Origin of the sequence: Actinomadura violacea (genome assembly GCF_017573465.1) — a bacterium.
GTDB classification, from domain to species: Bacteria; Actinomycetota; Actinomycetes; order Streptosporangiales; family Streptosporangiaceae; genus Spirillospora; species Spirillospora violacea.
Map to the genome: position 1 here is coordinate 26,203 of NZ_JAGEPF010000029.1, position 24,877 is coordinate 51,079.

At 74.4% G+C, this 24,877-nt stretch carries 24 protein-coding genes; 18 read left to right on the top strand and 6 right to left on the bottom strand.

The window, feature by feature from the left end; all coding sequences use genetic code 11:
- Nucleotides 1–61: 61 nt before the first annotated feature.
- From J4709_RS39335 to J4709_RS39345, 3 genes are all read left to right on the top strand, one after another.
- Nucleotides 62–706 (top strand): PadR family transcriptional regulator, encoded by a 645-nt coding sequence (locus J4709_RS39335; protein WP_208249302.1) that lies wholly within the window; start codon nucleotides 62–64, stop codon nucleotides 704–706.
- 150 nt (nucleotides 707–856) lie between these two features.
- Nucleotides 857–1,858 (top strand): ATP-binding cassette domain-containing protein, encoded by a 1,002-nt coding sequence (locus J4709_RS39340; RefSeq protein WP_208249317.1) that lies wholly within the window; start codon nucleotides 857–859, stop codon nucleotides 1,856–1,858.
- A complete protein-coding gene (locus J4709_RS39345) occupies nucleotides 1,855–2,631 on the top strand; it encodes an ABC transporter permease (RefSeq protein ID WP_208249318.1) in 777 nt (258 codons plus the stop codon). Before J4709_RS39340 ends, J4709_RS39345 begins: the two co-directional genes overlap by 4 nt.
- A gap of 19 nt (nucleotides 2,632–2,650) precedes the next feature.
- Here the strand turns inward: J4709_RS39345 and J4709_RS39350 are convergent, their stop codons facing one another.
- A complete protein-coding gene (locus tag J4709_RS39350; protein WP_208249319.1) occupies nucleotides 2,651–4,009 on the bottom strand; it encodes a M20/M25/M40 family metallo-hydrolase in 1,359 nt (452 codons plus the stop codon).
- A 199-nt stretch (nucleotides 4,010–4,208) separates the two neighbouring features.
- On the opposite strand from J4709_RS39350, the gene J4709_RS39355 reads away from it, so the two are divergent.
- From J4709_RS39355 to J4709_RS39395, 9 genes are all read left to right on the top strand, one after another.
- Nucleotides 4,209–5,831 (top strand): peptide ABC transporter substrate-binding protein, encoded by a 1,623-nt coding sequence (locus J4709_RS39355; protein WP_208249322.1) that lies wholly within the window; start codon nucleotides 4,209–4,211, stop codon nucleotides 5,829–5,831.
- Nucleotides 5,832–5,837: 6 nt separating this feature from the next.
- On the top strand, nucleotides 5,838–6,764 hold the full coding sequence (locus tag J4709_RS39360; RefSeq protein ID WP_208249324.1) for an ABC transporter permease: 927 nt from the start codon (nucleotides 5,838–5,840) through the stop codon (nucleotides 6,762–6,764).
- A 19-nt stretch (nucleotides 6,765–6,783) separates the two neighbouring features.
- Nucleotides 6,784–7,767, top strand: coding sequence for an ABC transporter permease (locus tag J4709_RS39365; protein WP_232384744.1), 984 nt, complete (start codon nucleotides 6,784–6,786; stop codon nucleotides 7,765–7,767).
- A gap of 7 nt (nucleotides 7,768–7,774) precedes the next feature.
- Nucleotides 7,775–8,809 carry an ABC transporter ATP-binding protein gene (locus tag J4709_RS39370; protein ID WP_208249326.1) on the top strand — a complete coding sequence of 345 codons (1,035 nt, stop codon included), beginning with the start codon at nucleotides 7,775–7,777 and terminating at the stop codon, nucleotides 8,807–8,809.
- Nucleotides 8,793–9,812 carry an ABC transporter ATP-binding protein gene (locus J4709_RS39375; RefSeq protein ID WP_372442215.1) on the top strand — a complete coding sequence of 340 codons (1,020 nt, stop codon included), beginning with the start codon at nucleotides 8,793–8,795 and terminating at the stop codon, nucleotides 9,810–9,812. Before J4709_RS39370 ends, J4709_RS39375 begins: the two co-directional genes overlap by 17 nt.
- A 57-nt stretch (nucleotides 9,813–9,869) precedes the next feature.
- Entirely contained in the window at nucleotides 9,870–10,730 is an 861-nt protein-coding gene (locus J4709_RS39380) for a spermidine synthase (protein WP_173100765.1), read from the top strand.
- A complete protein-coding gene (locus J4709_RS39385; RefSeq protein WP_232384745.1) occupies nucleotides 10,731–11,687 on the top strand; it encodes an RNA polymerase sigma-70 factor in 957 nt (318 codons plus the stop codon).
- Nucleotides 11,688–11,705: 18 nt separating this feature from the next.
- Complete coding sequence (locus J4709_RS39390) at nucleotides 11,706–12,479, top strand: SDR family oxidoreductase (RefSeq protein WP_208249328.1); 774 nt, start codon at nucleotides 11,706–11,708, stop codon at nucleotides 12,477–12,479.
- 199 nt (nucleotides 12,480–12,678) lie between these two features.
- Nucleotides 12,679–14,682: an ATP-binding SpoIIE family protein phosphatase gene (locus tag J4709_RS39395; RefSeq protein ID WP_208249330.1), complete on the top strand. Its 2,004-nt coding sequence runs from the start codon at nucleotides 12,679–12,681 to the stop codon at nucleotides 14,680–14,682.
- Nucleotides 14,683–14,700: 18 nt separating this feature from the next.
- Here J4709_RS39395 and J4709_RS39400 read toward each other — a convergent pair whose 3' ends face one another.
- The 4 genes from J4709_RS39400 to J4709_RS39415 form a co-directional block, all read right to left on the bottom strand.
- The gene (locus J4709_RS39400) at nucleotides 14,701–15,882 is read right to left on the bottom strand and encodes a VldE C-terminal domain-containing protein (RefSeq protein WP_232384746.1); all 1,182 of its coding nucleotides are present in this window, start codon (nucleotides 15,880–15,882) and stop codon (nucleotides 14,701–14,703) included.
- A 123-nt stretch (nucleotides 15,883–16,005) separates the two neighbouring features.
- On the bottom strand, nucleotides 16,006–16,392 hold the full coding sequence (locus J4709_RS39405) for a DUF2267 domain-containing protein (RefSeq protein WP_208249332.1): 387 nt from the start codon (nucleotides 16,390–16,392) through the stop codon (nucleotides 16,006–16,008).
- Nucleotides 16,393–16,489: 97 nt separating this feature from the next.
- The gene (locus tag J4709_RS39410; protein WP_208249334.1) at nucleotides 16,490–18,124 is read right to left on the bottom strand and encodes an ABC-F family ATP-binding cassette domain-containing protein; all 1,635 of its coding nucleotides are present in this window, start codon (nucleotides 18,122–18,124) and stop codon (nucleotides 16,490–16,492) included.
- Between the two features lie 200 nt (nucleotides 18,125–18,324).
- Entirely contained in the window at nucleotides 18,325–19,293 is a 969-nt protein-coding gene (locus J4709_RS39415; protein ID WP_208249336.1) for a hypothetical protein, read from the bottom strand.
- A 106-nt stretch (nucleotides 19,294–19,399) separates the two neighbouring features.
- On the opposite strand from J4709_RS39415, the gene J4709_RS39420 reads away from it, so the two are divergent.
- Genes J4709_RS39420 through J4709_RS39440 form a run of 5 tightly spaced genes read left to right on the top strand, consistent with a single transcriptional unit; the run spans nucleotide 19,400 to nucleotide 23,112 of the window.
- Nucleotides 19,400–20,272 carry an acyl-CoA dehydrogenase family protein gene (locus tag J4709_RS39420; protein ID WP_208249339.1) on the top strand — a complete coding sequence of 291 codons (873 nt, stop codon included), beginning with the start codon at nucleotides 19,400–19,402 and terminating at the stop codon, nucleotides 20,270–20,272.
- Entirely contained in the window at nucleotides 20,269–20,958 is a 690-nt protein-coding gene (locus J4709_RS39425; RefSeq protein WP_307801951.1) for a PIG-L deacetylase family protein, read from the top strand. The genes J4709_RS39420 and J4709_RS39425 overlap by 4 nt, the downstream gene beginning before the upstream one ends.
- A complete protein-coding gene (locus J4709_RS39430) occupies nucleotides 20,955–21,545 on the top strand; it encodes a class I SAM-dependent DNA methyltransferase (protein WP_208249341.1) in 591 nt (196 codons plus the stop codon). The genes J4709_RS39425 and J4709_RS39430 overlap by 4 nt, the downstream gene beginning before the upstream one ends.
- Nucleotides 21,542–22,225 (top strand): glycosyltransferase family 2 protein, encoded by a 684-nt coding sequence (locus tag J4709_RS39435; RefSeq protein ID WP_208249348.1) that lies wholly within the window; start codon nucleotides 21,542–21,544, stop codon nucleotides 22,223–22,225. The genes J4709_RS39430 and J4709_RS39435 overlap by 4 nt, the downstream gene beginning before the upstream one ends.
- A complete protein-coding gene (locus tag J4709_RS39440) occupies nucleotides 22,222–23,112 on the top strand; it encodes a Rieske (2Fe-2S) protein (protein WP_232384747.1) in 891 nt (296 codons plus the stop codon). Before J4709_RS39435 ends, J4709_RS39440 begins: the two co-directional genes overlap by 4 nt.
- A 9-nt stretch (nucleotides 23,113–23,121) precedes the next feature.
- On the opposite strand, the gene J4709_RS39445 is transcribed toward J4709_RS39440, so the two are convergent.
- Nucleotides 23,122–24,396, bottom strand: coding sequence for a cytochrome P450 (locus J4709_RS39445; protein ID WP_232384748.1), 1,275 nt, complete (start codon nucleotides 24,394–24,396; stop codon nucleotides 23,122–23,124).
- 199 nt (nucleotides 24,397–24,595) lie between these two features.
- Between J4709_RS39445 and J4709_RS39450 the strand changes: the two genes are divergently transcribed.
- Nucleotides 24,596–24,853: a hypothetical protein gene (locus J4709_RS39450; RefSeq protein WP_208249350.1), complete on the top strand. Its 258-nt coding sequence runs from the start codon at nucleotides 24,596–24,598 to the stop codon at nucleotides 24,851–24,853.
- Nucleotides 24,854–24,877: the final 24 nt, after the last annotated feature.

The following is a 24,877-nucleotide window of genomic DNA, read 5'->3' on the forward strand; positions in this document are numbered from 1 at the left end:
GGACGCGATATGTCGCTTCTGGTTATACTCGTCTGCGAGTACTCGTAGACGAGGAGTCGGGATGGCGAAGCGGCGGAAGGTGAGCAACCTCCTGGGACTCGCCGTGCTCTCGACGGTCTCCGCCAGGCCGATGCACCCGTACGAGATGGCCTCGCTGATGAAGGCGCGTGGCAAGGACCACGACATGGACATCAAGTGGGGCTCGCTCTACACGGTCGTCCGGAACCTGGAGAGGCACGGCTTCCTGGCGGTGGAGGGCAGCGTCCGCGACGGCGCCCGCCCGGAGCGGACCGTCTACCGGATCACCGGCGCCGGACGCGACGAACTGGCCGACTGGGTGCGGGAGCTGATCGAGGTGCCCGAGACCGAGCACCGGCGGCTCGAGGCCGGGCTGTCGGTGCTCGGCGCGCTCGGCCCGGACGAGACCGCCGAGCTGCTCCGCCGCCGTCTCGACGCGCTGGACGAGCGCATCGCGGGCAACCGCGCCGCGCTCGCCGGGGAGACCGAGGTGCCGCGCGTCTTCCTCCTGGAGGCCGAGTACGCCCTGGCCATCCTGGAGGCCGAGGCGAACTGGGTGCGCGCCTTCCTCGGCGAGATCACCGGCGGCACGCTGGAGGGCCTGGCGATGTGGCGCGCGTTCCACGCCACCGGCGACGTCCCGCCCGAGATCGCGGAACTCGCGGAAAGGGGTGCCATCGAGAGCTGATCGCGGCCCGGCGGCGGTGCGGCAACACCCCCGCCGGGCCTCAGAACCCACCACGGAAACCCGCTCGCGGAGCAGGCCCCGGCGGCGAGACCTCGAACCCAGCCTATCCGGGACGCCCCGACGAGCACGTCTCGCCGCATGGAGGCGACCATGGCGCACGCCATCGAGGCCGACCGGCTGGTCAAGCACTATCCCGGCGACGTCCGGGCCCTGGACGGGCTGTCCGTCACCGTCGGCCGGGGAGAGATCCTCGGCCTGCTCGGCCCGAACGGGGCCGGCAAGTCCACCACCGTCAAGATCCTCACCACGCTGGTCCGGCCGGACGCGGGCACCGCGTCCGTCGCCGGGCACGACGTGCTGCGCCGCCCCGGCCGGGTGCGGCGCGCCATCGGGGTCGTCGCGCAGCAGTCCGGCGCCGACCCCGGCGCCGGCGGCCGCGCGAACCTGGTCCTGCAGGCCCGGCTGCACGGGATGGGCGGCGCGGACGCGCGCCGCCGCGCCGACGAGCTGCTCGACCGCTTCGGGCTGCGGGACGCCGCGGCCCGGCCGGTGAAGACCTACTCCGGCGGGATGCGGCGCCGGCTGGACGTGGCGCTCGGCCTCGTCCACCGGCCGCAGGTGCTGTTCCTGGACGAGCCGACCACCGGGCTCGACCCGGAGGCCCGCGCGTCGATGTGGGCGGAGATCGCCCGGCTGGCGGGCGACGACGCGCTCGCGATCCTGCTGACCACGCACTACCTCGACGAGGCGGACCGGCTCGCCGGGCGGCTCGCGATCGTCGACCGCGGCCGCGTCGTCGCGGAGGGGACCCCCGACGCGCTCAAGGGCGAGCTGCGCGGCGACGCCGTCCACCTGGAGTGGGGGGAGGCGCCGGACGAGGCGCGGGTGCGGGCGGCGCTCGGCCGCCTGCCCGGGGTGCGCGACGTCGTGCTGGACGGCCCGCGGCTCAGCGCGCGCGCCGACGACGGCGCGTCCGCGGTGCCCGCCGTCCTGGCCGCGCTCGACCAGGCCGGGGCGCCGGTGGCGGCGGCGACCGTCGCACGGCCCTCGCTGGACGACGTGTACCTGCGCTACGCCGGCCGCCGGTTCGCGCAGGCGGACGCCGCCCCGGACGCGGCGCCCGAGCCGGCCGCGATCGGGGGCGCGCGATGAGCGGCCTCCTCACCGGCACCTGGTGGATGACGCAGCGCCGCCTCTCGGCGCTCGCCCGCACCCCGGCCGTCCTGGTCATGACGCTCGTCCAGCCGATGATCTGGCTGTTCCTGTTCGGCGAGCTGTTCAAGCGGGTCGTCGAGCTGCCCGGCTTCGGCGCCCCGTCCTACCTGGACTACCTCGTCCCCGGGGTCGTGGTCATGAACGCGGTGTCGCTGAACTCGTTCGCCGGGATGGCCACCATGGACGAGATCGAGCGCGGCACCATGAACCGGTTCCTGGTGACGCCGGTGCGGCGCAGCGCGATCACCAACGCGGGCGTCGTCGAGCAGGCGCTCAGCACCGCGTTCCAGTCGCTCGTGATCATCGCGCTGGGGTGGGCGGCGGGCGCCCGCTACCCCGGCGGCGCGGGCGGCCTCGCCGTGCTCGTCGCCGCGTCCGTGCTGGTCGGCGTCGTGCTCGCGGCGCTGTCGAACACGCTCGCGCTGCTGCTGCGCGACCGCAACACCATCATCGGGCTGAACGTGATGCTGCTGCTGCCGCTGACGTTCCTGTCGTCGGCGTTCATGGCGAAGGGCCTGATGCCGGCCTGGATCCGGCACGTGGCGGCGTTCAACCCGGTGAGCTGGGCGCTCGACGCCGGGCGCGCCGCGATGGCCGGCGACCCGGACTGGGGCTCGGTCGCCCTGCACGGCGGATGGCTGCTCGCGCTCACCGTGCTCACCATCGCCCTGGCGGTCTCCTCGCTGCGCAGCTACCAGAGGTCGCAGTGACCGGGCGTCCGGCCGGCGGTCAGCGGGTGTCGAGGAACCGGTCGAGGACGCGGGTGCCGAACGCCAGGCCGTCCAGCGGGACCCGCTCGTCCACGCCGTGGAACATGCCGAAGTAGTCCAGCTCCGGCCCGAGCCGCAGCGGCGCGAACCCGAAGCTGGTGATGCCGATCGCGTTGAACGACTTGGCGTCGGTGCCGCCCGCCATCACGTACGGGACGGGCCGGGCCAGCGGGTCCTCGGCGCGCAGCGACCCGGCGAGCGCGGCGAACGTCGCGCCCGCCGGGTCCGCCGCCGGAGCCTCCTCGTGGTTGATGAACTCCCGCACCACCTTCGGGCCGAGCAGCCGGTCGATGGTCGCGAGGAACTCCTCGCCGGTCCCCGGCAGGTACCGGCCGTCGACCTGCGCGGACGCGGTGCCCGGCACCACGTTCACCTTGTAGCCGGCGTCCAGCCGCGTCGGGTTGGCCGAGTTCCGGACCGTCCCGGCGAACAGGTGCCCGGCGCGGCCGAGCCGCACCGCCTCCTCGTCGAGCCGGTCGTGGTCGATGGCCGTGCCGAGGGCGTCGGCCAGGCCGTCCAGCAGCGCCCGCACGCCCAGGGTCAGCCGGACGGGCCACTCGTACGAGGCGATCCGCGACACCGCGTGCGCGATCTCCGCGACGGCGTTGTCGCGCGCGGGCTTGGAGCCGTGCCCGGCGGTGCCGCGCGCCGTCAGCCGCATCCAGGCGGTGCCGCGCTCGCCGGTCGCGACCGGGTAGATCCGGGTCCCGCCGGCGTCCACGCTGAACCCGCCGGACTCGCTGATCGCCTCGGCGCAGCCCTCGAAGTACTCCCGGTGCTCGCGCGCCACGTACCGGGAGCCGTACTCGCCGGTGCACTCCTCGTCGGCGAGGAACGCCAGCACCAGGTCCCCGCGCGTGCGGCGGCCCGCGCGCAGCCGCGCCCGGACGGTCGCGAGCGTCATCGCGAGGCTGCCCTTCATGTCGACGGCGCCGCGCCCCCACACGCATCCGTCGCGCACCTCGCCGGAGAACGGCGGGACCGCCCAGTCGGACGCGTCGGCCGGGACCACGTCCAGATGCCCGTGGACGAGGAACGCCGGATGCGAAGGGTCGGTCCCGGGGATCCGGGCGAGCACGCTGGCGCGGCCGGGCGCCGACTCCACGATCTCGGCCGCGACGCCGGCCTCGTCCAGCAGCGCCGCGACGTGCTCGGCGGCGGGCCGCTCCGGGTGCGCGTCGCCCTCGCCGCGGTTGGCGGTGTCGAAGCGGATGAGGTCCGCGCAGATCGCGGCCGCTTCCGCGCCCGCCTCCGTGCCCGGATCCGCCGCCGCTTCCGTTTCCGGCGTCTCCGCCGCCGCGTCCGGCCGTAGCGTCACTCTCGGGGCCCCCTTTCGCAAGAAACTTTACTTTTCCTCCCCCGCTGACCTGTGTCAACGGTTGATCAACAAGTCTCGATCCGGTTTCGACTCGGTCAGCGCCATACCGAAACCGCCGCGCCGGTACGACGCTGCCACCAACCTGAAGTGCGGCGGGCGGTCCGGGCCCGGTGCACGAGGGGACAGCACGAGGAGGAGCATGACCAGCCTCAGGGACGCGCGCCCGCGCAGGCGCGCGCGCGGGAAGGCCACGACGCTGGCCGCGGTGGTGCTGGCGGCCTCGCTCGGGCTGTCGGCCTGCGGCGGGAGCGGGAAGAAGAGCGACGGGGTGTTCACCGTCGGCCACTCCGAACCCGACCACCTGGTGCCGGGCAACACCACCAGCAGCTACTCCTTCGACGTGCTCAGCGGCCTGTTCGACAACCTGGAGGGGCTGACCAAGGACGGCAAGCCCTACAACCTCGCCGCCGAGTCCGTCACCACCACCGACCAGAAGGTCTGGACGATCAAGGTCCGCGGGGGGCAGAAGTTCCACAACGGCGAACCGGTCACCGCGGAGAGCTTCGCCGACGCCTGGAACAACGCGGCGTACGGGCCGAACGCCTACTCCGCCAACGACTACTTCTCGCACATCAAGGGGTACGACGAGATGAACCCCGAGGACGAGAAGGCCAAGCCGAAGGCCGACAAGCTGTCCGGCGTCCAGGTCGTCGACCCCTCGACGCTGAAGGTGACGCTCACCGCGCCGTTCAACCAGTTCCCGCTGCTGCTGACCTACCCGGCGTTCGCGCCGATGCCGAAGGCCGGCCTCCAGGACCCCAAGTCGTTCGATGACCACCCGATCGGCAACGGCCCGTACATGATGAGCGGGAACTGGGAACGCAACAAGCAGATCAAACTCGTGCCGTTCCCCGGTTACACCGGCCCGCGCAAGCCGAAGAACAAGGGCGTGATCTGGAAGAGCTACTCCAGCGCCGACAGCGCCTACACCGACCTGCGGGCCGGGAAGATCGACGTGCTGCAGACGATCCCGGCGGCGAAGGTGCCGGAGGCGAAGCGGCTGCTCGGCGACCGGTTCCTGCCCCGCAAGATGGGCACGATGGACTACCTCGGCTTCCCGCTGTGGGACAAGAGGTTCGCGAACCCGGATCTGCGCAAGGCCATCTCGATGGTCATCGACCGACAGGGCATCAACAAGGCCGTCTACAACGGCGACTACTTCCCCGCCGACTCGCTGCTGCCGTCCATCATCGACGGGCACCGCGCGAACGCCTGCGGTGAGCTGTGCACCTTCGACCCGGCGAAGGCCAAGACGCTGTTCGACAAGGCCGGCGGGTTCAAGGGGACGATGGAGCTGTACTTCTCCAACGCGCAGCCCACCTACTACCAGTGGATGCAGATCGTCGCGAACTCGCTGAAGCAGAACCTCGGCATCCAGGACATCCAGTTCCGCCAGGTCCCCGCGTCCGACTACTTCTCGATGCTGAACAAGCACGAGGAGAAGGGCCCGTACCGGCAGAACTGGGAGGCCGACTACCCGAGCGCCCAGAACTACCTCGAGAACATGTGGGCGTCGTACGCCAACCGCATGGGCTGGAAGAACAAGGAGTTCGACGACCTGATCGCCAAGGCGAACAGCTCCGCCGACCACCAGCAGGCGCTCCAGTTCTACAACCAGGCCGAGGACGTCGCCATCCGCGAGATGCCGATGATCCCGCTGTGGACCTGGGCCGGCCAGGGCGGCCGCTCCAGCCACGTGGACAACGTCACCATCACGGCGTTCTCCACCGGCCTGATCGTCAACGAAGTGACGGTGAAGTAACCGGCGATGTGGCGCTATGTCCTGCGGCGGCTCCTCCAGGCGATCCCCGTCTTCATCGGGACGACCCTGCTGATCTACGCGATGGTGTTCGCGTTGCCGGGCGACCCGATCCAGGCGCTCGCCGGGGACAAGCCCATCCCCGCGAACGTCCTGGCGACGCTGCGGGACCGCTACAACCTCAACGACCCGCTGCTGATCCAGTACGCCAAGTACATGTGGGGTCTCCTCCAGGGCAACCTGGGGGAGAACTACGACGGCCAGAACGTCGCGGACATGCTCGGCGGCCGGTGGACGGTGACCGCGCAGCTCGCGCTCACGGCGTGGATCTTCGAGCTGGTCGTCGGCATCGTGCTCGGCGTGTGGGCGGGGCTGCGCCGCGGCAAGGTCGCCGACACCCTCGTGCTCGGCGGCACCACCCTGCTCATCGCGGTGCCGGTGTTCGTGCTCGGCTACACCGCGCAGATCCTGTTCGGCCTGCACTGGAAGATCTTCCCGACGGCCGGGACCGACGACGGCTGGCCGATGAGCTACCTGCTGCCCGGCATGGTGCTCGGCTCGCTCGGCCTGTCCTACGTGGCCCGGCTGACCCGCACGAGCCTCGCCGAGAACCTGCGCGCCGACTACGTCCGCACCGCCAACGCCAAGGGCCTGTCGCGGGTGCGGGTCGTCGGCCGGCACGCGCTGCGCAACTCGCTGATCCCGGTCGTCACCTATCTCGGCGTCGACTTCGGGAACCTGATGGGCGGCGCGATCGTGACCGAGGGCATCTTCAACCTGCCGGGCATCGGGCAGCAGGTGTTCCAGTCGATCCAGCTGAAGGAGGGGCCGGTGGTGGTCGGCGCGGTCACCGTGCTCGTGCTGATCTTCCTGCTGGTCAACTTGGTCGTGGACCTGCTGTACGGGCTGCTGGACCCGCGGATCAGGTACGAGTGACGAGCGACCCGGAGGGGCATTGAAGACGATCGACCCGGGCGCGGCCGACCCCGGCCCGCCGGGCGCGGAACCGGAGCCGGCGGACGCCGCGGGGGCGGGCGCGGGCGCGCCGGGCACCGCCGCGGCGGCCGTCGCGGTCGCCGGCGGCGGGCTCGGCCGGGCGTCGCTGTGGGACGACGCGTGGCGGGAGCTGCGGCGCCGCTGGGTGTTCTGGGCGTCGTCGGCGTTCCTGCTGCTGGTCGCGCTGATGGCGGCGGTGCCGCGGCTGTTCACCTCGACGGGCGTGAACGAGGGCTGCGACCCGAACCACGCCAAGCTCGGGCCGTCCGGCGCGCACTGGTTCGGCACCGACCTCGCCGGCTGCGACTACTACGCGCACGTCGTGCACGGCGCCCGCCCGACCCTGCTGATCGGCGTCGCGGTCACCTTGTTCGCGTTCGTCATCGCGCTGGTGTTCGGGATGCTGGCCGGCTACTACGGCGGGCTCCTGGACGCGCTGATCGCGCGGCTCACCGACGTGTTCTTCGGGCTGCCGTTCGTGCTCGGCGCGACGGTCATCCTGGTCGCCTTCCCGAGCCACGGGGTCGGCGCGATGACGCTGGTGCTGGTGCTGCTCGGCTGGACCATGATGATCCGGATCATGCGGGCGCAGGTGATCGCCGTCCGGGACGCCGACTACGTGCAGGCCGCGCGGCTGCTCGGCGCGTCCGACCGGCGGATCATGGCGCGGCACGTCCTGCCGAACGCGATCGCGCCGGTGATCGTGGTCGCCACCCTCAACGTCGGCAACGTGATCGCGGGCGAGGCGACGCTGGACTTCCTCGGCGTCGGCCTGCAGTACCCGAAGGTGTCCTGGGGCCTGCAGCTGAACCTGGCGCAGGACTCCTTCGTCGACCACCCGCACCTGCTGATCTTCCCCGCGGTGTTCCTGTCGGCCACGGTGCTGAGTTTCCTGATGCTCGGCGACGCGGCCCGCGACGCCCTCGACCCGAAGCTGCGGTGAGCACGCGATGACGACGGAGCTGACCAAGGACCTGCCGCAGGAGCCGGCGGAGCCGCCGCCGCTGCTGGCGGTCGAGGACCTGCACGTGTCGTTCCACGTGCGGGGACGCGACGTCCGCGCGGTGAACGGGCTGTCGTACACGCTCGGCGAGGGGGAGACCGTCGCGATCCTCGGCGAGTCGGGGTCGGGCAAGAGCGTGGCGGCGCAGGCCGTCATGGGCATCCTCGACACCCCGCCCGCGCGGATCACCGGCGGCTCGGTGCGGCTGCACGGCGAGGAGCTGCTCGGGCTGCCCGAGCGGCGCCGCCGCGGCTACCGCGGCGACCGCATCTCGATGATCTTCCAGGATGCGCTGACCGCGCTGAACCCGGTGTTCACCGTCGGCGACCAGATCCGCGAGATGTACCGGGTGCACCGCGGGCTCGGCCGCAGGGCGGCCCGCGACAAGGCCGTCGAGCTGATGGAGCGGGTGCGGATCCCGTCCGCCGCGCAGCGGCTCGGCGACTACCCGCACCAGTTCTCCGGCGGCATGCGCCAGCGGATCATGATCGCGATGGCGCTGGCGCTGGAGCCGGACGTGCTCATCGCCGACGAGCCGACCACCGCGCTCGACGTCACCGTGCAGGCGCAGATCATGCGGCTGCTCGCCGCGCTCCAGGAGGAGCTGCGGATGGGCATGGTGCTCATCACCCACGACCTCGGCGTCGTCGCCGGGGTCGCGGACCGGATCGTCGTCATGTACGCCGGGTCGGTGGCCGAGCAGGCGCCCGCCCGCGAGCTGTACGCGCGGCCCGCGCACCCCTACACGCGCGGGCTGCTCGCGTCGGTGCCGCGGCTGGACCGGCGCGGCGACGCGCTCGTCCCGATCAAGGGGTCGCCGCCGAACCCGGCCGCGCTGCCGCCCGGCTGCCCGTTCCAGCCGCGCTGCCCGCGCGCCGAGGCGCTCTGCGCCGCCGAGCGGCCGCCGCTGGTGACCGTCGCGCCGGGCCACGAGGCCGCCTGCCACTTCGCCGAGGAGGTGCACGGTGCCGGACCTGAGTAAGGGCCCGATCCTGGAGGTCGACGGCCTGGTCAAGCACTACCCCGTCACCCGCGGCGTGGTGATCAAACGGGCGGTGGGGCAGGTCCGGGCGGTGGACGGCGTCGACCTGGAGCTGCGGCGCGGCGAGACGCTCGGCGTCGTCGGCGAGTCCGGGTGCGGGAAGTCGACGCTCGCCAAGCTGCTGCTGGCGGCCGAGCGCCCGACCGCCGGGACCGTCCGGTTCGACGGCCGGGACGTGTTCGCGCTGCCGCGCGGGGAGCTGCGCGCGCTCCGCCGCCGCATCCAGATGGTGCTGCAGGACCCGTACTCCTCGCTGAACCCGCGGATGACCGTCGGCGACATCGTGGGGGAGCCGTTCGCGATCCACCCGGACGTGGCGCCCAAGGGGGAGCGGCGCGCCCGCGTCCAGGAGCTGCTGGAGCTCGTCGGCCTCGACCCCGACCACGTCAGCCGGTACCCGCACCAGTTCTCCGGCGGGCAGCGGCAGCGCGTCGGCATCGCCCGCGCGCTCGCGCTGCGCCCCGACGTCATCGTCTGCGACGAGCCGGTGTCGGCGCTGGACGTGTCCGTGCAGGCGCAGGTCATGAACCTGCTCGCCGAGCTGCAGCGCGAGCTCGGGCTCGCGTACGTGTTCATCGCGCACGACCTCGCCGCCGTCCGGCACATCTCCGACCGGATCGCCGTCATGTACCTCGGCAAGGTCGTCGAGACCGGCGACCAGGAGCAGATCTACGAGCACCCGACGCACCCGTACACGCAGGCGCTGCTGTCGGCCGTCCCGGTGCCCGACCCGGACGCGCCCGGCTGGGCGGGGCAGATCCAGCTGGAGGGCGAGCCGCCGTCGCCGCTGGACCCGCCGTCCGGCTGCCGGTTCCGCACCCGCTGCTGGAAGGCCCAGGACGTCTGCGCGCAGGACGTCCCGGAGCTGGTGGAACGCGACGGGTCCGCGCACCCGAGCGCCTGCCACTTCGCCGAGGAGCAGGCGCTCACCGAGCAGGCCTGACGACCGCCCGGCCCGTGCCGGTCGGAGCGCTCCGGGACGGTTCCGTAGGGTGGGGGCATGGCGCGCAAGGGCAGGCACGGTCCGCGGCCGGACACGTTCACGATCGCGGGCGGCGAGGCCGAGCTGCTGCGCGACGCCGACCGCGACGGCGGCTGGATGCTGCTCGTCGGCGGCGTCCCGCAGTCCTACGTGGACCTGTCCGACCCCACCTACCTCGACTTCGAGTACATGCGGCTGATGGGCGACGTCGTCGACGCGCTCGGCCTGGACGGCGAGGCGTTCGACGTCGTGCACATCGGCGGCGCCGGCTGCACCCTGCCCCGCTACATCGCCGCGACCCGGCCGGGGTCGCGGCAGATCGTCCTGGAGCCGGACGCCGAACTCGTGCGGGTCGTGCGCGAGCGGCTGCCCGTCAAGGGCGTTCCGGGGCTGCGGATCCGCGTCACCGACGGGCGCAGCGGCATCGCCGCGCTCGCCGACGAGGCCGACGACCTGGTCGTCATGGACGCGTTCGCCGAGGCCTCGATGCCGCCGGAGCTGGCCACCCGCGAGTTCGTGCTGGACGCGGCGCGGGTGCTGCGGCCGCGTGGGGTGTACCTGGCGAACGTCGCCGACGGGTTCCGGCTGCCGTTCGCGCGGCGCGTCGCCGCCACCGTCCGGTCGGTGTTCCCGCACGCGCTGCTGATGGGCGACCCGGGCGTGCTGCGCGGCCGCCGGTTCGGCAACCTCATCGTCGCCGCGTCCCGCGAGCCGCTGCCGGTCGCCGAGCTGACCCGGCGCGCGGCCGGCGGCATCGCGCGGGCCCGGATGGTGGCGGGCGACGACCTCGCCGCGTTCTGCGCGGGCGCGGCGCCGCTCCACGACGGCGAGGAGATCACCGCGCCGACCCCGCCGCCGCAGGTCTTCGGGAGGTCGTAGATGGAGACCGGCGCCGACCTCATGGACGAGGCCGGCCTCGCCGCGTTCGAGGAGCTGCGGCCCCGGCTGACGGGCCTGGCGTACCGGATGCTCGGCGAGGTGCAGGAGGCCGAGGACGCGGTGCAGGACGCCTACCTGCGCTGGAGCGGGACGGACCGGGCCGCCGTCGAGGAGCCCCGCGCCTGGCTGATCAAGGTCGTCACGAACCTGTGCCTGAACCGGCTCGCCTCGGCGCGGGTGCGCCGGGAGACCTACGCCGGGCCGTGGCTGCCCGAGCCGGTGCCGGGCGGCCCCGGCGGGCTCGGCGCGCGGGTGCTCGGCCCGCTGGAGACCGCCGAGCAGCGCGACTCGGTGTCGCTCGCCCTGCTCGCCCTGATGGAGTCGCTCACCCCGGCCGAGCGCGCGGTGTTCGTGCTGCGCGAGGCGTTCGGCTACCGGCACCGGGACATCGCCGGGGTGCTGGACGTGACCGAGACCGCGAGCCGCCAGCTGCACCGGCGCGCCCGGCAGCGCGTCGCGTCCGCCGAACGGCGGTTCGCCCCGCCGGGCGAGCGGTGGCGGCGGCTCGTCGAGCGGTTCCTGGACGCGGCCGTCCGCGGCGACCTGCCCGGCCTGGAGGCGATCCTGGCCGAGGACGTCGTCGCCTGGTCCGACGGCGGCGGCAAGGTCTCCGCGGCCCGCAACGCGGTCAGCGGGCGCGCCCGGGTGGCGCGCTTCTTCGCCGGTGTCGCCCGCCGCGCGGTGAACCTGCCCGGGGCGGCGCTCGAACCGTCGATCGAGGACATCAACGGGGTGCCGGCGCTGGCCGTCCGGGTGGACGGGGAGCTCACCATGATCGCCGTGCTGGAGGCGTCCGGGGAGCACGTCACCGCCGTGCACGCCGTGCTCAATCCGGACAAGCTGGAATTCGCCGCCCGCGCCCTGTCACGCTCTGGGAGACTGCCCGGTCCCTCTTAGCGGACGAAGGAGGAGTCAATGATCATCGTGACCGGGGCGAGCGGGACGCTCGGCGCGCCCCTGACCCGCAGGCTCGCGGCGGCCGACGCCGCGGACGTGCACGCGCTGAGCCGGCGCCCGAGGACGCCGGAGAACGGCGTGACCTGGCACCAGGGCGACCTCAAGACCGGCGACGGGCTCGGCGCGGCCCTCACCGGCGCCGACACCATCGTGCACTGCGCCAGCGACTGGCGGCACTACAAGGACGACCTCACCGCCGCCCGGAACCTCGTCGACGCGGCGTGGAAGCAGGGCGCGCCGCACCTGGTGTACATCTCGATCGTCGGCGTCGACAAGATCCCGTACCCGTACTACCGGGTCAAGCACGAGGTGGAGCGGCTCATCGAGGACTCGGGGCTGCCCTACACCATCCTGCGGACGACCCAGTTCCACGCGCTTCCCGCGATGGTGCTGGACGCCCTCACGAAGGTCCCCGGGCTCATGCCGCTGCCGTCCGGGCTGCGGGTGCAGCCGATCGACGCCGACGAGGTCGCCGAGCGGCTGGCCGACCTGGCGCTCGCGCCGGGCCCCGCGCGCCGCGTCGACGACATGGGCGGCCCCGAGGTGCTCACGCTCGAGGAGATGGCCAAGAGCTATCTGCAGGCGCGGGGCAAGCGCAATCTGCGGCTGCCGTTCCCGCTGTTCGGCAAGACGGTGCGCGCCTTCAAGGAAGGGCACCATCTCACCCCGGGCCGCAAGGCCGGGAAGCGGACCTGGCAGGAGTACCTGGACGAGCAGTGGCCGAGCCGCTGACCTGCGGCGCCGTCCGACGGCCGGGCCCCCGCCGCCGTGCCGGGGCCCGGCGGGCGCCCGCCCCGGCGCGGACCGGCCGCCGGCCGCGCGCGAAGCCGATTCGCGGGCACCGGGCGGCGGCCCGCCGAACCGGAATTCCGGACCGGTCTCCCGTGCCGTATCGGCCTCATCCGAGCGCGCCATGTCCCATAATCGAGCGATGGAGTCGTCCACCCGAATTCTCATTCTCGGCACGGATTCCTCGGGGAGAATACTCCAGTCCGAGCGGAACGCCGCGGCCGTTCTCGCCGCGAATCCGGACGGCCTCCTGGGCGCCTGCCTCGACGAGGTGATCCCCGGCGCGCGCGAGCCGCTGCTGGAGGCGGTGAAGCACGGCCGGGAGCGCACCGCGATGCTCGCCGTCGAGACCTCCGCCGGCACCACCCTCGACGCGGTCGTCACCGTGCACCCGATGAACGGCGGCGAGCCGGGCGGCCTCGCGGCGCTGGCGGTGATCCGCGTCCCGGTGCCGCTCGCCGACCGGTTCGTCGACCCCGCCGTCATCCGCCGGGCGCTGCTCGACGACGGGTTACCGCGCATCAAATCCACCCTCGACCTGGAACTGCTCGCGCGCGGGCTGATGGACGTCCTCGTCCCGCACTTCTGCAATTCCGGCGCGCTGATGCTGCTGGAGAGCCATCTGGACGCCGACGAGGCGCCCGCCGGCCCGGAGGGGCCGCCGCTGCGCCGGATGGCGATCGGGTTCGACGACGCCGACCCCGCCTGGGACGCGGCGTTCCCGACCGGCGAGGCCGTCGTCTACCCGGCCGGCACCCCGTACGCGCGGTGCCTGGAGACCGGTGAGCCGGAGCTGACCGCGCTCGGCGGCGAGGGCGCGGCGCGGCTCGCCGAGGTCTGGCACCGCCCGCCGGTCGCGGACCTGCTCAAGGGCTCCTCCCTGCTGCTCCTGCCGATCATGTCGGCGGCGGGGGTGCTCGGCATCTTCGTCTGCCTGCGCAACCCGGCGCACCGCCCGTTCGACCGCTACGACATCGAGATCGGCATGGAGTTCGCCGGCCGCGCGTCCATCTTCGTGGAGAGCGCCCGGCAGTACTCGCTGGAGCGGGCGACGGCGCTGACCCTGCAGCGCAGCCTGCTGCCCGCCGGGCTGTCGGCGCCGTCGCCGATCGAGGTGCACCACCGCTACCTGCCGGGCAGCCGGCTCATCGAGGTCGGCGGCGACTGGTACGAGTCGATCGCGCTGCCGGGCGCGCGGGTCGCGCTCGTCGTCGGCGACGTCGCCGGGCACGGGGTGAAGGCGGCCGTCACCATGGGGCGGCTGCGCACCGCGATCCACACGCTCGCCGAGCTGGAGCTGCCGCCCGCGGAGGCGCTGGAGCGCCTCGACTCGCTGATGCGCACCCTCGGCGACCGCGAACCGCACTTCGCGACCTGCGCCTACGTCGTGTACGACGCGGTCAGCGGCCGCTGCGAGGTCGCCAGCGCCGGGCACCTGCCGCCGCTGCTCGCCCCGCCCGGCACCGCGTCGCACTTCCTCGCGGTGCCGCCCGCGCCGCCGCTCGGCGTCGGCGGCGACGGGCCCATCGTCAGCCGCGAGTTCACCGTCGAGGACGGCACGCTGCTGTTCCTGTACACCGACGGGCTGGTGGAGAACCGCGCCCGCGACATCGACGACGGCCTGGCCCGGCTGCAGCGCACCTTCGGGCCCGGCGCGGCGGCCCGGCCGCTCGGGGAGCTGTGCCAGGACGCGCTCGACGGCGTCTACGACGACCAGCACCGCGACGACATCGCGATGCTGGTCGCGCGGCTCTGCCGGATCCCCGAGGACCACCACGCCACCTGGGAGCTGCCCGCCGAGCCCGCCGCCGTGCGCCGCGCGCGGGGCCTGGTCCGCGACCGGCTCGCGCGCTGGGGCCTGGACGAGCTGACCGACGCCACCGTGCTGATGGTGTCCGAGCTGGTCACCAACGCGATCCGGCACGCCGGCGGCCGCGTCGGGCTGCGGCTGGTCCGCGAGGGCGGGCTGGTCTGCGAGGTGTTCGACTCCTCCGACGGACGGCCCCGCGTCCGCCACCAGGACGACGAGGACGACATGCCCGAGTCGGGCCGCGGCCTGCACGTCGTCGGGCGGCTCGCGCAGCGCTGGGGCGTGCGCCGCACCACCGACGGCAAGTCCGTCTGGTGCGAGCAGGAACTGCCCTGACGCCCTGCTCGCGCAGCGCTATCGCAGTACCGAGATGTGCACGTGGTCGTAGTGGTTCTGGGTGATGCTCCCGCGGTCGGCCATCGGGCGCCAACCGCCGCCCCGCACGTTCCAGATGTGCTGCTTCCAGATCACGTAGGAGATGCCGAGGCGGCGCGCGTTCGCGACCGCGTACGCGGCGACCTCGTCGCCGTGCCGCTGCGCCTGCGCGCTCGGCATCCGGCCCGCGGTGTTCTCCATGAAGTCGCAGGCGCGGCCGTCGCCGTGGTCCTGCGGGTCGCCGGTGGAGCGGTAGCAGCCGATCGTCGGGAAGGGGCCGAACATCCCGTTGACCTCCAGCAGGACGGCGCGCATCGTCGGCGTCATCAGGTTGCCGGTGATCGGGCTGCGGGACGGCGGCGCGCCGTCCGGGCGGCCGGTCATCCGCGGCGCGCTCTTCGGCGCCGCGCCCTTGGCGGGCGCGGACGGGGCGTTCAGCGCGGCGACCCGGGTCCCGCGCGGCAGCACCCGCTTCAGCCGCTTGCTCAGCTTGCGCAGGTCGGTCTTGGGCGCGCTGAGCAGCAGGGCGTTGCCGCCCGGCAGGCCGAGCGCGTGCGCCTGCTCGTGCGAGACGACGGCGTCGACGCTGCCGATGCCGAGCGAGGCGTACGCGCCGATCCTGACCTGCCCGGGGTGCGCGCTGCTGCCCGCCTGCACGACGGTGCCCAGCGGTAACGCGCCGTCCTGCCCGAGCGTGAACGACAGGGCGAGCCCGCCGGACGCGACCGTCCGCCAGAGCTGGTCGGACGCGGCGGTCGCCGCGGGCGCGAACGCCCGGAACGATGACGGGTCGACGCCGAGCAGCCCTACGCGCTGCCCGCCGACCTGCGCGCGCGCCGCGTCCACGACGGTGATGCCGGCGACGCCCTTCAGCCGCCGGGCGCCCTCGACCGCCCGCGCGGGCAGCGGCGCGTCCGCGGCGATCAGGAGGTGCGGGGTGTAGCGGCGGGTGAGCGGGGCGACGGCCGGGACCGGCGGCGCGCCGGCCCTGGCGACCGAGACCAGGTCGCCGTGCCGCCGTCCGTGGCTGCCGCTGCCGCCACCGGCCCGGCCGGTGGCCAGGACCCACGCGTCCGTGCCGAGGGTGAGCACCACCGCCGCCGCGACGATCCCGGGCAGCGTCCTGCCGCGCCCGCGCGGTGTTCCGCCGTGCCCGCGCATCGAGCCGCCCCCGTCCCTCGGTCCTCCGCGGCATCGTAGAGGACCGGCGGCGGGCGGCGATCACCGCGGCGGCGGCGCCGTCCGGTTGCGGACGCCCGGTGCTGAACGCCGAGAGCCCGGCGGTCAGTGCTGGACGGGCTGGGTGCCGAGCAGGTCGTCGTAGTCGTCCGGGAGCTGGGCGATGATGTGCTCGAACAGCCCCGGGTCGACCGACGCCTTCACGGCCGCCACGACGGCCCGCGCGTGCTGGCGGGCCTGCGGCGGCCGGGTGCCCTCGGTGTCGGCCACCCGCTCGTAGAACTCCTCGAGCCCGAACCGCTCGCCCGGTCCCTCCGCCGGCAGCGCGTCGGCCAGCGCGGGCGGCAGCTGGGCGGCCAGGTCGCGGCTCTGGCCGCCGGCCAGCCGCTCGCCGAGCACGGCGAGGGTGGCGTCGATGGCGCGCTCGGCGTGGTCGGCGGTGTCGATGCGCCCGGTCGCGCGGACGGCCGACACCATTTCGTGCTCCTTCATGATCCCCCCGAAGCTCGGCTCAGACGGTCACGGCCATGCGGGACCCGGTACCCGCCAGAAAGTCGGGCATTCATCTCAAAACGCCCTAACGGCCAGGTCAGGCGGGTCCCGCCGCCTCCAGCAGCCGGCCGTCCCGGAGCCGCAGCCAGCGCTTCACCCCGATGTCGGCGAGGAACCGCTCGTCGTGGCTGACCACCACGAACGCCCCCTGGTAGGCGTTGAGCGCGGCGACGAGCCACGCGACGCTCGCCAGGTCCAGGTTGTTGGTCGGCTCGTCCAGGAGCAGCAGCTGCGGCGCGGGCTCCGCGCACAGCACGCACGCGAGCGTGGCGCGCAGCCGCTCGCCGCCCGACAGCGCCCCCGCCGGCAGGTGCGCGCGGGCGCCGCGGAACAGGAAACGGGCGAGCAGGTTCATCCGCTCGGCCTCAGGCATCCCCGGCGCGAACGCGGCGAGGTTCTCCGCGACCGTGCGGTCGAGGTCGAGCAGGTCCAGGCGCTGCGACAGGTACGCGACCCGGCCGTCGGCCCGCCGCGTCGTCCCGCCGTCCTCGGGGGAGAGGTCGCCGGCGATCAGGCGGAGCAGCGTCGACTTGCCGGCGCCGTTCGCCCCGATCAGCGCGACGCGCTCCGGGCCGCGGATCTCCAGGCTCGCGCCCGGTTCGGCGAACACGGCGCGGTCGCCGTACCGGACCCGCATGCCCTCGCCGAGGAACACCGTCCGCCCGGCGGGGATGGCGGTGGCGGGCAGCTCCAGGCTGATCGCCTGGTCGTCGCGCAGCGCGCGCTCGGCCTCCTGGAGCCGGGCGCGCGCGTCGCCGAGCCGCGCGGCGTGCGTGCCCTCGGCCCGGCCCGCCGACTCCTGGGCGCGCCGCTTGCGCCCGCCGGCCAGGATCTTGGGCAGCCCCGCGTCCTTGAGGTTGCGCGCGGCGTTGCTCTGCCGGCGGGCCGCCCGCTCCCGGGCCTGCTGCATCTCCCGCTTCTCCCGCTTCACCTCCTGCTCGGCGCTGCGGACGTCCTTCTCCACGGCCTCCTGCTCGACCCGCAGGGCCTCCTCGTAGGCGGTGAAGTTCCCGCCGTAGAGCCGCATCTCGCCGCGCTCCAGCTCGGCGATGCGGTCCATCCGGTCGAGGAGCGCCCGGTCGTGGCTCACCACCAGCAGGCACCCGTTCCAGTCCCCGAGGACGTCGTACAGCCGGTGCCGCGCGTCGATGTCGAGGTTGTTGGTCGGCTCGTCGAGCAGCAGCACGTCCGGCCGCTTCAGCAGCTGCGCGGCCAGGCCGAGCGAGACGACCTGGCCGCCGCTGAGCGCGCCCAGCCGGCGGTCCAGGCCGACGTCGCCGAGGCCGAGCCGGTCGAGCTGCGCGCGGGTGCGCTCCTCGACGTCCCAGTCGTCGCCGATCACGGCGAAGTGCTCCTCGGCCGCGTCGCCGGACTCGATGGCGTCCAGCGCGCGGATCACCGGGGCGACGCCCAGGACGTCGGCGACGGTGAGGGCGCCGTCCAGCGGCAGCGTCTGCGGCAGGTGGCCGAGGACGCCGTCGACCGTGACGGTGCCGGCCGACGGCCGCAGCTCGCCGGCGATCAGTTTCAGCAGGGTGCTCTTGCCGGCGCCGTTGGGAGCGACCAGGCCGGTGCGGCCGGCGCCGACGGTGAACGACAGGTCCTGGAAGACCGGGACGTCGCCGGGCCAGGAGAAGGACAGGCCGGAGCAGATGATGCGTGCATCGGACACGTGAGGGACCTCATGAAGTGAAGCGGGCGTACCGGAGCCGCCCGGCAGGGGCAGGGATGCGGTCAGACGACGAGGAGGCCACGGCGATGGCGCTCGTCCGCGCGCACCGGTGGCCGATCGACTCCGGGATCACCCGGAGATGTCGTCGTCACCTGCCACTGCTGATCTCCCTCTGCGAGTCACACGTGCGCATCATTTTATCAGCGCGCGGCGCCCACCTGGCCCAGCAGCGCGGCGGCGGCGTCCTCGGCGAAGGCGCCGGGCAGGTCCGAGCCCATCCGGTCGGCGGCCGCCTCCCGGAGCCGGACCCCGGCCGCCGCGCTCGCGGTGGCGGCGGCCGCGGCGAGCAGCACCGGCGGCCCGCTGCGGATCCCGTCGCGGCGCGCCACGGCCCGGGCCGTCACGGCCGCGAGCGCGACCCGGGGCGCCAGGCCCTGCGGCGAGGTGCGCGGCGGTGCGGACGGGAGCTTGTCCAGCCCCATCTCGGCCATCGTGAGCAGCCCGTTCACCGTCTTGACGGCGGGATGCGACAGCCGTCCGGACAGGCCCGGGTGGTAGCGGCGCGAGCGCAGCGCGAGGGCGCTGAGCCCGGCCGAGCTGCGGCAGCCCGTGGCCGCGCCGAGCGCCGCGGCCCGCATCAGGGCCCGGCGGGACGGACGGTCCGGCCGGGGCTGGCGCTGTGCCTTGCGCTCCTCGTCGGCGCGGAACTGCGCGGAGAGCACTGCGTGCGCCGTCATCCCGTAGAGGAGGTGCGGCACCGCGTCGGAGATCCAGTCCGCCCTGCTCCACGTGCGCGGGTCGGAGATGCCGAGCCGGACGATCGGCAGGTCGGCGGCGGCCATCGCGGCGGCGCCGAGCAGCGGCCCGCCGATCACGGTGGGCAGCCGGATCCCGGCCGCGCGCAGCGCTCCGGCCAGCGCGCCGACGGCCAGTCCGGTGAAGGTGCCGCTGAGCGCGCCGAGGCCGTCCAGCCGGTCGCCGCGCTGCCGCGCGTCGCCGGGGATCCGCGCGCCGGCGAGGTCCGCCAGCGTGCCGGCGACCGTGGCCGGGACGTCGCTGGCCGGCCTGCCGCGTATCGCCATGTCCGCTTCGGTGGTCGCGTTGAGCGCGGTGGTCCCGGCGGCGCCGGCCGCGATGCCGCGCAGGACGCCCTTCATGAGTGAGGTCACGCGGGGGCACTACCCGTGCTTTGCGCGATTACCCGCGCGCCCCCGGCCGCTGGTTTCGCCCATGCGCTGGGGGTAGAGAGCGGCCGGAGGTGCAATGCGAGATTTGATGGGATTTGTCGGACGGCGCTTCCGGGCGGCCGCCCTCGAACCGCCGCCGCTTCCCGGCGGCGGTTCGACGGTGCGGCGCTGGTCGGTGCTCGCGGACCTGGCGGGGGAGGACCTGTCGCTCGCCCGGCTCTGCGAGGGCCACTTCGACGCGCTGGCGATCCTCGACGAGCTCGGCGGGCCCCGTCCCGAACCGGGCTCCCTGTGGGGCGTCTGGGCCGCCAAGCCGGGAGCGCTCGAACTGTCCGGCGGCCGGGTCACCGGCGTGAAGCCCTACTGCTCCGGCGCCGCGCTCTGCACCGACGTCCTGGTCACGGTCGGTCCGGAGCTGTACGCGGCCAAGCCCGGCGAGCCGGTCCCGGGCACCTGGCCCGCGACCGGGATGGCCGCCAGCGACAGCCGCGACGTGCGCTTCGACGCCGTCCCGGTGCGTCACGTCGGCCCCTACGTCGACCGTCCGGGCTTCCACCACGGCGGGGTGGGCGTCGCCGCCGTCTGGTACGGCGGGGCCCGCGCGATCGCCCGCCGGATGGTCGGCACCGAGGACCCGCACGCGCTCGCGCACCTGGGCGCGGCCGACATCGCGCTGCGCAGCGCGCGGACCGCGCTGGAGGAGGCGGCCGCGCAGATCGACGACGACCCGTTCGACCGCAAGGGGGAGGCCGCGGCGCGCGCCCTGCGCGTCCGCGCGCTCGTCGCGGGCGCCGCCGCCGACGTGCTGGACCGGACGGGCCGGGCGCTCGGCGCGGGACCGCTGTCGCACGACGAGGAGCACGGCCGCCGCGTCGCCGACCTCACCGTCTACCTGCGGCAGCACCACGCGGAACGCGACCTCGCCGCGCTCGGCGCGCTGACCGACGGGCGGGACTGGTGAACCTGATCGACGCGCCCGGCACCGCGGAGGCCGACTGGCGCGCCTGGCCCGGGCTGCGCGACCTGCCCGCCCTGGACTTCGCCGGCTGGCGCCGCGTCGCGGTCGTGGCCGCCCACCCCGACGACGAGGTGCTCGGCGCCGGCGGCCTGCTGGCGGCGCTCGCCGGCCTCGGGGCGCACGTCAGGCTGGTGGCCGTCACCGATGGCGAGGCGTCCCATCCGCATCTCGACCCCGCTGGCGTCGCCGCGACGCGGATCGCGGAGACCCGCGCCGCGCTGCGGCACCTTGCCCCGTGCGAGGTCGTCCGGCTCGGCATGCCGGACGCCGGGGTGGACGCCGCCGACCTCGCCGCCCGGCTGGACGGGCTGGTCCGCGGCTTCGACGCCTGCCTGGCCCCCTGGGAGCACGACGCGCACCGCGACCACGAGGCGGCCGGACGCGCCGCCTTGGACGCCGGCGCCGGTCAGGGCGTGCCCGTGCTGCGGTTCCCGATCTGGGCGTGGCACTGGGCCCGGCCCGCCGACCCCCGCGTCCCGTGGGACCGCGCCCGCCGCGTCCCGCTGACCGCCGCGGTGCGCGACCGCAAGGAGGCCGCCATCGGCTGCTTCGCCAGCCAGCTCGGCACGATCCTGCCGCCGGAGACCGTGGCGCACTTCACCCGGGACCACGAGGTGTTCCTCCTGTGACCCTGGACCCCGGGTACTTCGACGCCATGTACGCCGAGTCCGCCGACCCGTGGGGCTTCGCGACCCGCTGGTACGAGCGCCGCAAGTACGACCTGAGCCTCGCGCTGCTGCCCCGCCCCCGCTACGGCGACGCCTTCGAGCCCGGCTGCTCGATCGGCGTCCTCACCGCCCGCCTGGCCGTCCGCTGCGACCGGCTGCTCGCCTGCGACGGTGCGGAGTCCGCCGTCGAGCAGGCGCGTTGGCGCGCGCCCGGCGCCCGCGTCGAACGGCGGGTGATGCCCCGCGACTGGCCCGCCGGCCGGTTCGACCTGATCGTCCTGTCGGAGCTGCTGTACTACTTCGACGACGCCGACCTCGCCCGGATCCTGGAGCTGACCGCCGCGTCGCTGCGGCCCGGCGGCACCGTCCTCGCCGTGCACTGGCGCCACCCCGTCGCCGAGTACCCCAGGTCCGGCGACGAGGTGCACGCCGCGCTCGCCGATCTGCCGCTCACCACCGCCGCCACCCACTGCGAGGCCGACTTCCGCGCGGACGTCCTGGTCGCGGGCGACCCGCCGTCGCCCGCCGCGGCCGAGGGCCTGGTGTGATCGCCGGAGTGGTGGTCCCCGCGCATGACGAGCAGCTGCGCATCGGCCGCTGCCTCGCCGCGCTGCGGCTCACCGGCGCGCCCGTCGTGGTCGTCGCCGACGCGTGCACCGACGGCACCGCCCGGGTCGCCCGCGCGCACGGCGCCACCGTCATCGAGACCGCCGGCCGCAACGTCGGGCGGGCGCGCGCCGCCGGCGTCGCCGAGCTGATCCGCCGCGGCGCCCGCTGGATCGCCACGACGGACGCCGACACGCTCGTCCCGCCGTGCTGGATCCGCGCGCACCTGCGCCTCGCGGCCCTCGGCTGGGACGCCGTCGCCGGGTCCGTCGTCGTCGACGACTGGACGGGTCATCCGCCCTGGCTCGCGTCGCTGTACGCGCGGCGGCACCCCGGCCCGGGCCTGCACGGCGCGAACCTCGGCTTCACCGCCGCCGCCTACCAGGCCGCGGGCGGCTTCCCGCGCCTGCCCACCGGCGAGGACCGCGCGCTGGTCGCCGCCCTGGAACGCACCGGGCACCGCGTCCTGCGCACCGACGCCGTCAGCGTCGTCACCTCGTCGCGCCGCGACCACCGCGCGCCCGGCGGCTTCGGCCATCTCCTCGCCACGCTCGGCCGGACGCCGCTCGGGCCGCCGCGTCCGCCGCGCGACGCCCCGGCCGCGCCGTCGCTCCCCGAATGAGCGCAGCCGCGGCGTCCATGTGTCAGGTCCGGTCCACCGGGCATGCGGACGCCATGCGCACCCTGGACCGGCTGGAAGAGTCCACCGCCCTCGACTCCATCGTCGAACCCGCACAGAAGGTCGCCCGCACCGTCGAACCCGGACGGTTCCGCGACGCCCTGCACGGCGTCTGGCTCGGGCACCCCCTCCACCCCGCCCTCGTGCAGCTGCCGATCGGCGCGTGGGCGTCGGCGGGCGTGCTCGACCTGTTCGGCGACGACCAGCGCGCCGTCCGCCGGCTCGTGGCGTTCGGCCTCGCCGGCGCGGTGCCGGCCGCGCTCGCCGGCTCCGCCGACTGGTCCGAGCAGCACGAGCAGCAGATGCGGGTCGGCGTCGTCCACGCGTTCCTGAACGGGACCGCGACCGCCCTCTACGCCGCGTCCCTGCTCACGCGGACGCGGCGGACCGGCCGGGCGCTGCGCCTCGCGGGCCTGCTCGCCGCCGGGACGGGCGGGCTGCTCGGCGGCCGCATCTCCTTCCGCCAGGCGGGCGGCGCCAACCACGCCGAGTCCGTCCCGCACCTGGTCGACCCGGGATGGCAGGAGCTCGGCGCGCTCGACGAGCTGCCGCAGGACGAGCCGGGCCGCCGCATGCTCGGCGAGATCCCCGTGGTCGTCGTCCGGCGCGGCACCGAGGTGCACGTCCTCGCCGACCGCTGCAGCCACCTGTCCGGCCCGCTGTCGGACGGCGAGGTGAAGGACGGCCGGATCACCTGCCCGTGGCACGGCAGCACCTTCGACCTCGCGGGCGGCTCGGTCGCCTGCGGCCCCGCCACCGCGCCCCAGCCCGTCTTCGACACCGAGATCCGCTCCGGCACGGTGTGGGTGCGGCTTCCCGGGGCGGGCTGACCCGCCCGCTCAGCCGAGGTGGACCGGCAGCGCGTTGACCCCGTAGACGATCGACAGCTTGCGGTAGCTCAGCTTGTCCGGCTCCACCGCGAGCCGCACGTCGGGGAACCGGCGGACGAGCGCGGGGTAGGCGGCCCGCAGCTCCATCTTCGCCAGCTCGGCGCCGATGCAGCGGTGCGCGCCCCAGCCGAACGCCAGGTGCGGCGGCGTCTTGCGGCCGGCGTCGAAGCCGTCCATGTCGGCGCCGAGCGCCGGGTCGCGGTTGGCGGCCGACAGCGAGATCAGCACGACGTCGCCCTCGGCGATCTGCACCCCCGCGACCTCGGTGTCCTTGCGGGCGAACCGCGGGAACGCCAGCTGGACCACCGTCAGGTACCGCAGCAGCTCATCGACGAACGGGCCGATCGCCGCATCGTCGTCGTGGATGCGCTGGAACTGCTCGCGGTCGCGCAGCAGCACGATCGAGCCGAGCGCGAGCATGCTCGCGGTCGTCTCCAGACCGCCGGTGAGCACCCCGTCCGACAGGCCCGCGATCTCCAGGTCGTCGAGCTCGTCGCCGTGCTCGCGGATCAGCATGCCGATCAGCCCCGGCCCGGGCTCGACCCGCTGCCGGCGGACGACCTCGAGCAGGTAGTCCATCGACTCGGAGATCGCGCCGACCGACGCGCTCGCCCCGCCGAACAGGTCGAACCGGGCGCTGCTCAGCCGCTGGAAGTCGCTGCGGTCGCGGTGCGAGACGCCGAGCAGCTCGCAGATCGTCAGCAGCGGGACGGGCAGCGCGAACGACTCCATCAGGTCGACCGGCCCGGTCCGCTCCGCCATCGCGTCCAGCCGCTCCTCCACGATCGTGTGGATCAGCGGCGTCAGCCGGCTCAGCCGGCGCATGGTGAACTCCGGCGTCAGCAGCTTGCGCCGGCGGGTGTGGACGGGCGGGTCGGAGAACCCCAGCCCGCCGGGCGTGAACCCGGCCGGGACGTCCACCTTGCCCACGAGGTTGGACAGGTCGTTGCTGAACGAGTCCGCGTCCGCGAGGACGGCCTTCGCCTCCTCGTAGCCGGTCACCAGCCAGACGCCGAACCCGAAGGGCAGCGGCAGCCTGCTGACGCGCCGCGCCTCCCGGATCTCGGTGAGGTCGCTCACCGGGTCCAGGCCGTCGCGGCGCAGGGGCGCCAGCGTGGAGTTGGGCAGGAACCGGATCGACTCGAGATTGAACCCGGCACGCTGCTTCCTGGCGATGTATCCCCGTACAAGCCACTTGGCCGCGCGTGCCCCGACATTCGCCATGATCGCAGGTTATTGATCAGAAGCGCACATCGCACCTCCGTGCAGGATCTAAAACATCACATCTTCGAGACACTGGCCACCCGGACACCCCTGCGCGTCCGGTTCGTACCGCTCCGCGACCGCCGGGGCGGTGCGGTCGAATCGGCGCCGGAGCGGGCGGGTAGGACGGTGACCGCAAGCCGGAGACAGGGGGGAAGCCATGTCCGGCAAGAAGATGGAAGGCAACGTGGAGCAGCGCCGGAGGGCCGCCCGCGAGGCCAGGGCGCAGGGGAAGGCCCCGAGCGCCCGGAACGTCACGACCGGCGCGTCCAAGCAGCCCCATTCGGCGCCGAAGCACCAGCCGCACCACCACGCCGAGCGGCTCGACCGGATCCACCGGGGCAAGCAGCAGGACACCTCGCCCGCCCCGAAGCCGGGCTACGGCGAGCCGGCGTCCAAGAGGCGCCGCCAGGACTGAGGCCGCACCCGAGCGCCCGGCCAC

Coding starts and splice junctions, on each gene's coding strand:
- J4709_RS39335 (WP_208249302.1), top strand. CDS start 62: ATGGCGAAGCGGCGGAAGGTGAGCAACCTCCTGGGACTCGCCGTGCTC.
- J4709_RS39340 (WP_208249317.1), top strand. CDS start 857: ATGGCGCACGCCATCGAGGCCGACCGGCTGGTCAAGCACTATCCCGGC.
- J4709_RS39345 (WP_208249318.1), top strand. CDS start 1,855: ATGAGCGGCCTCCTCACCGGCACCTGGTGGATGACGCAGCGCCGCCTC.
- J4709_RS39355 (WP_208249322.1), top strand. CDS start 4,209: ATGACCAGCCTCAGGGACGCGCGCCCGCGCAGGCGCGCGCGCGGGAAG.
- J4709_RS39360 (WP_208249324.1), top strand. CDS start 5,838: ATGTGGCGCTATGTCCTGCGGCGGCTCCTCCAGGCGATCCCCGTCTTC.
- J4709_RS39370 (WP_208249326.1), top strand. CDS start 7,775: ATGACGACGGAGCTGACCAAGGACCTGCCGCAGGAGCCGGCGGAGCCG.
- J4709_RS39380 (WP_173100765.1), top strand. CDS start 9,870: ATGGCGCGCAAGGGCAGGCACGGTCCGCGGCCGGACACGTTCACGATC.
- J4709_RS39385 (WP_232384745.1), top strand. CDS start 10,731: ATGGAGACCGGCGCCGACCTCATGGACGAGGCCGGCCTCGCCGCGTTC.
- J4709_RS39390 (WP_208249328.1), top strand. CDS start 11,706: ATGATCATCGTGACCGGGGCGAGCGGGACGCTCGGCGCGCCCCTGACC.
- J4709_RS39395 (WP_208249330.1), top strand. CDS start 12,679: ATGGAGTCGTCCACCCGAATTCTCATTCTCGGCACGGATTCCTCGGGG.
- J4709_RS39400 (WP_232384746.1), bottom strand. CDS start 15,882: ATGCGCGGGCACGGCGGAACACCGCGCGGGCGCGGCAGGACGCTGCCC.
- J4709_RS39405 (WP_208249332.1), bottom strand. CDS start 16,392: ATGAAGGAGCACGAAATGGTGTCGGCCGTCCGCGCGACCGGGCGCATC.
- J4709_RS39420 (WP_208249339.1), top strand. CDS start 19,400: ATGGGATTTGTCGGACGGCGCTTCCGGGCGGCCGCCCTCGAACCGCCG.
- J4709_RS39440 (WP_232384747.1), top strand. CDS start 22,222: ATGAGCGCAGCCGCGGCGTCCATGTGTCAGGTCCGGTCCACCGGGCAT.
- J4709_RS39445 (WP_232384748.1), bottom strand. CDS start 24,396: ATGGCGAATGTCGGGGCACGCGCGGCCAAGTGGCTTGTACGGGGATAC.
- J4709_RS39450 (WP_208249350.1), top strand. CDS start 24,596: ATGTCCGGCAAGAAGATGGAAGGCAACGTGGAGCAGCGCCGGAGGGCC.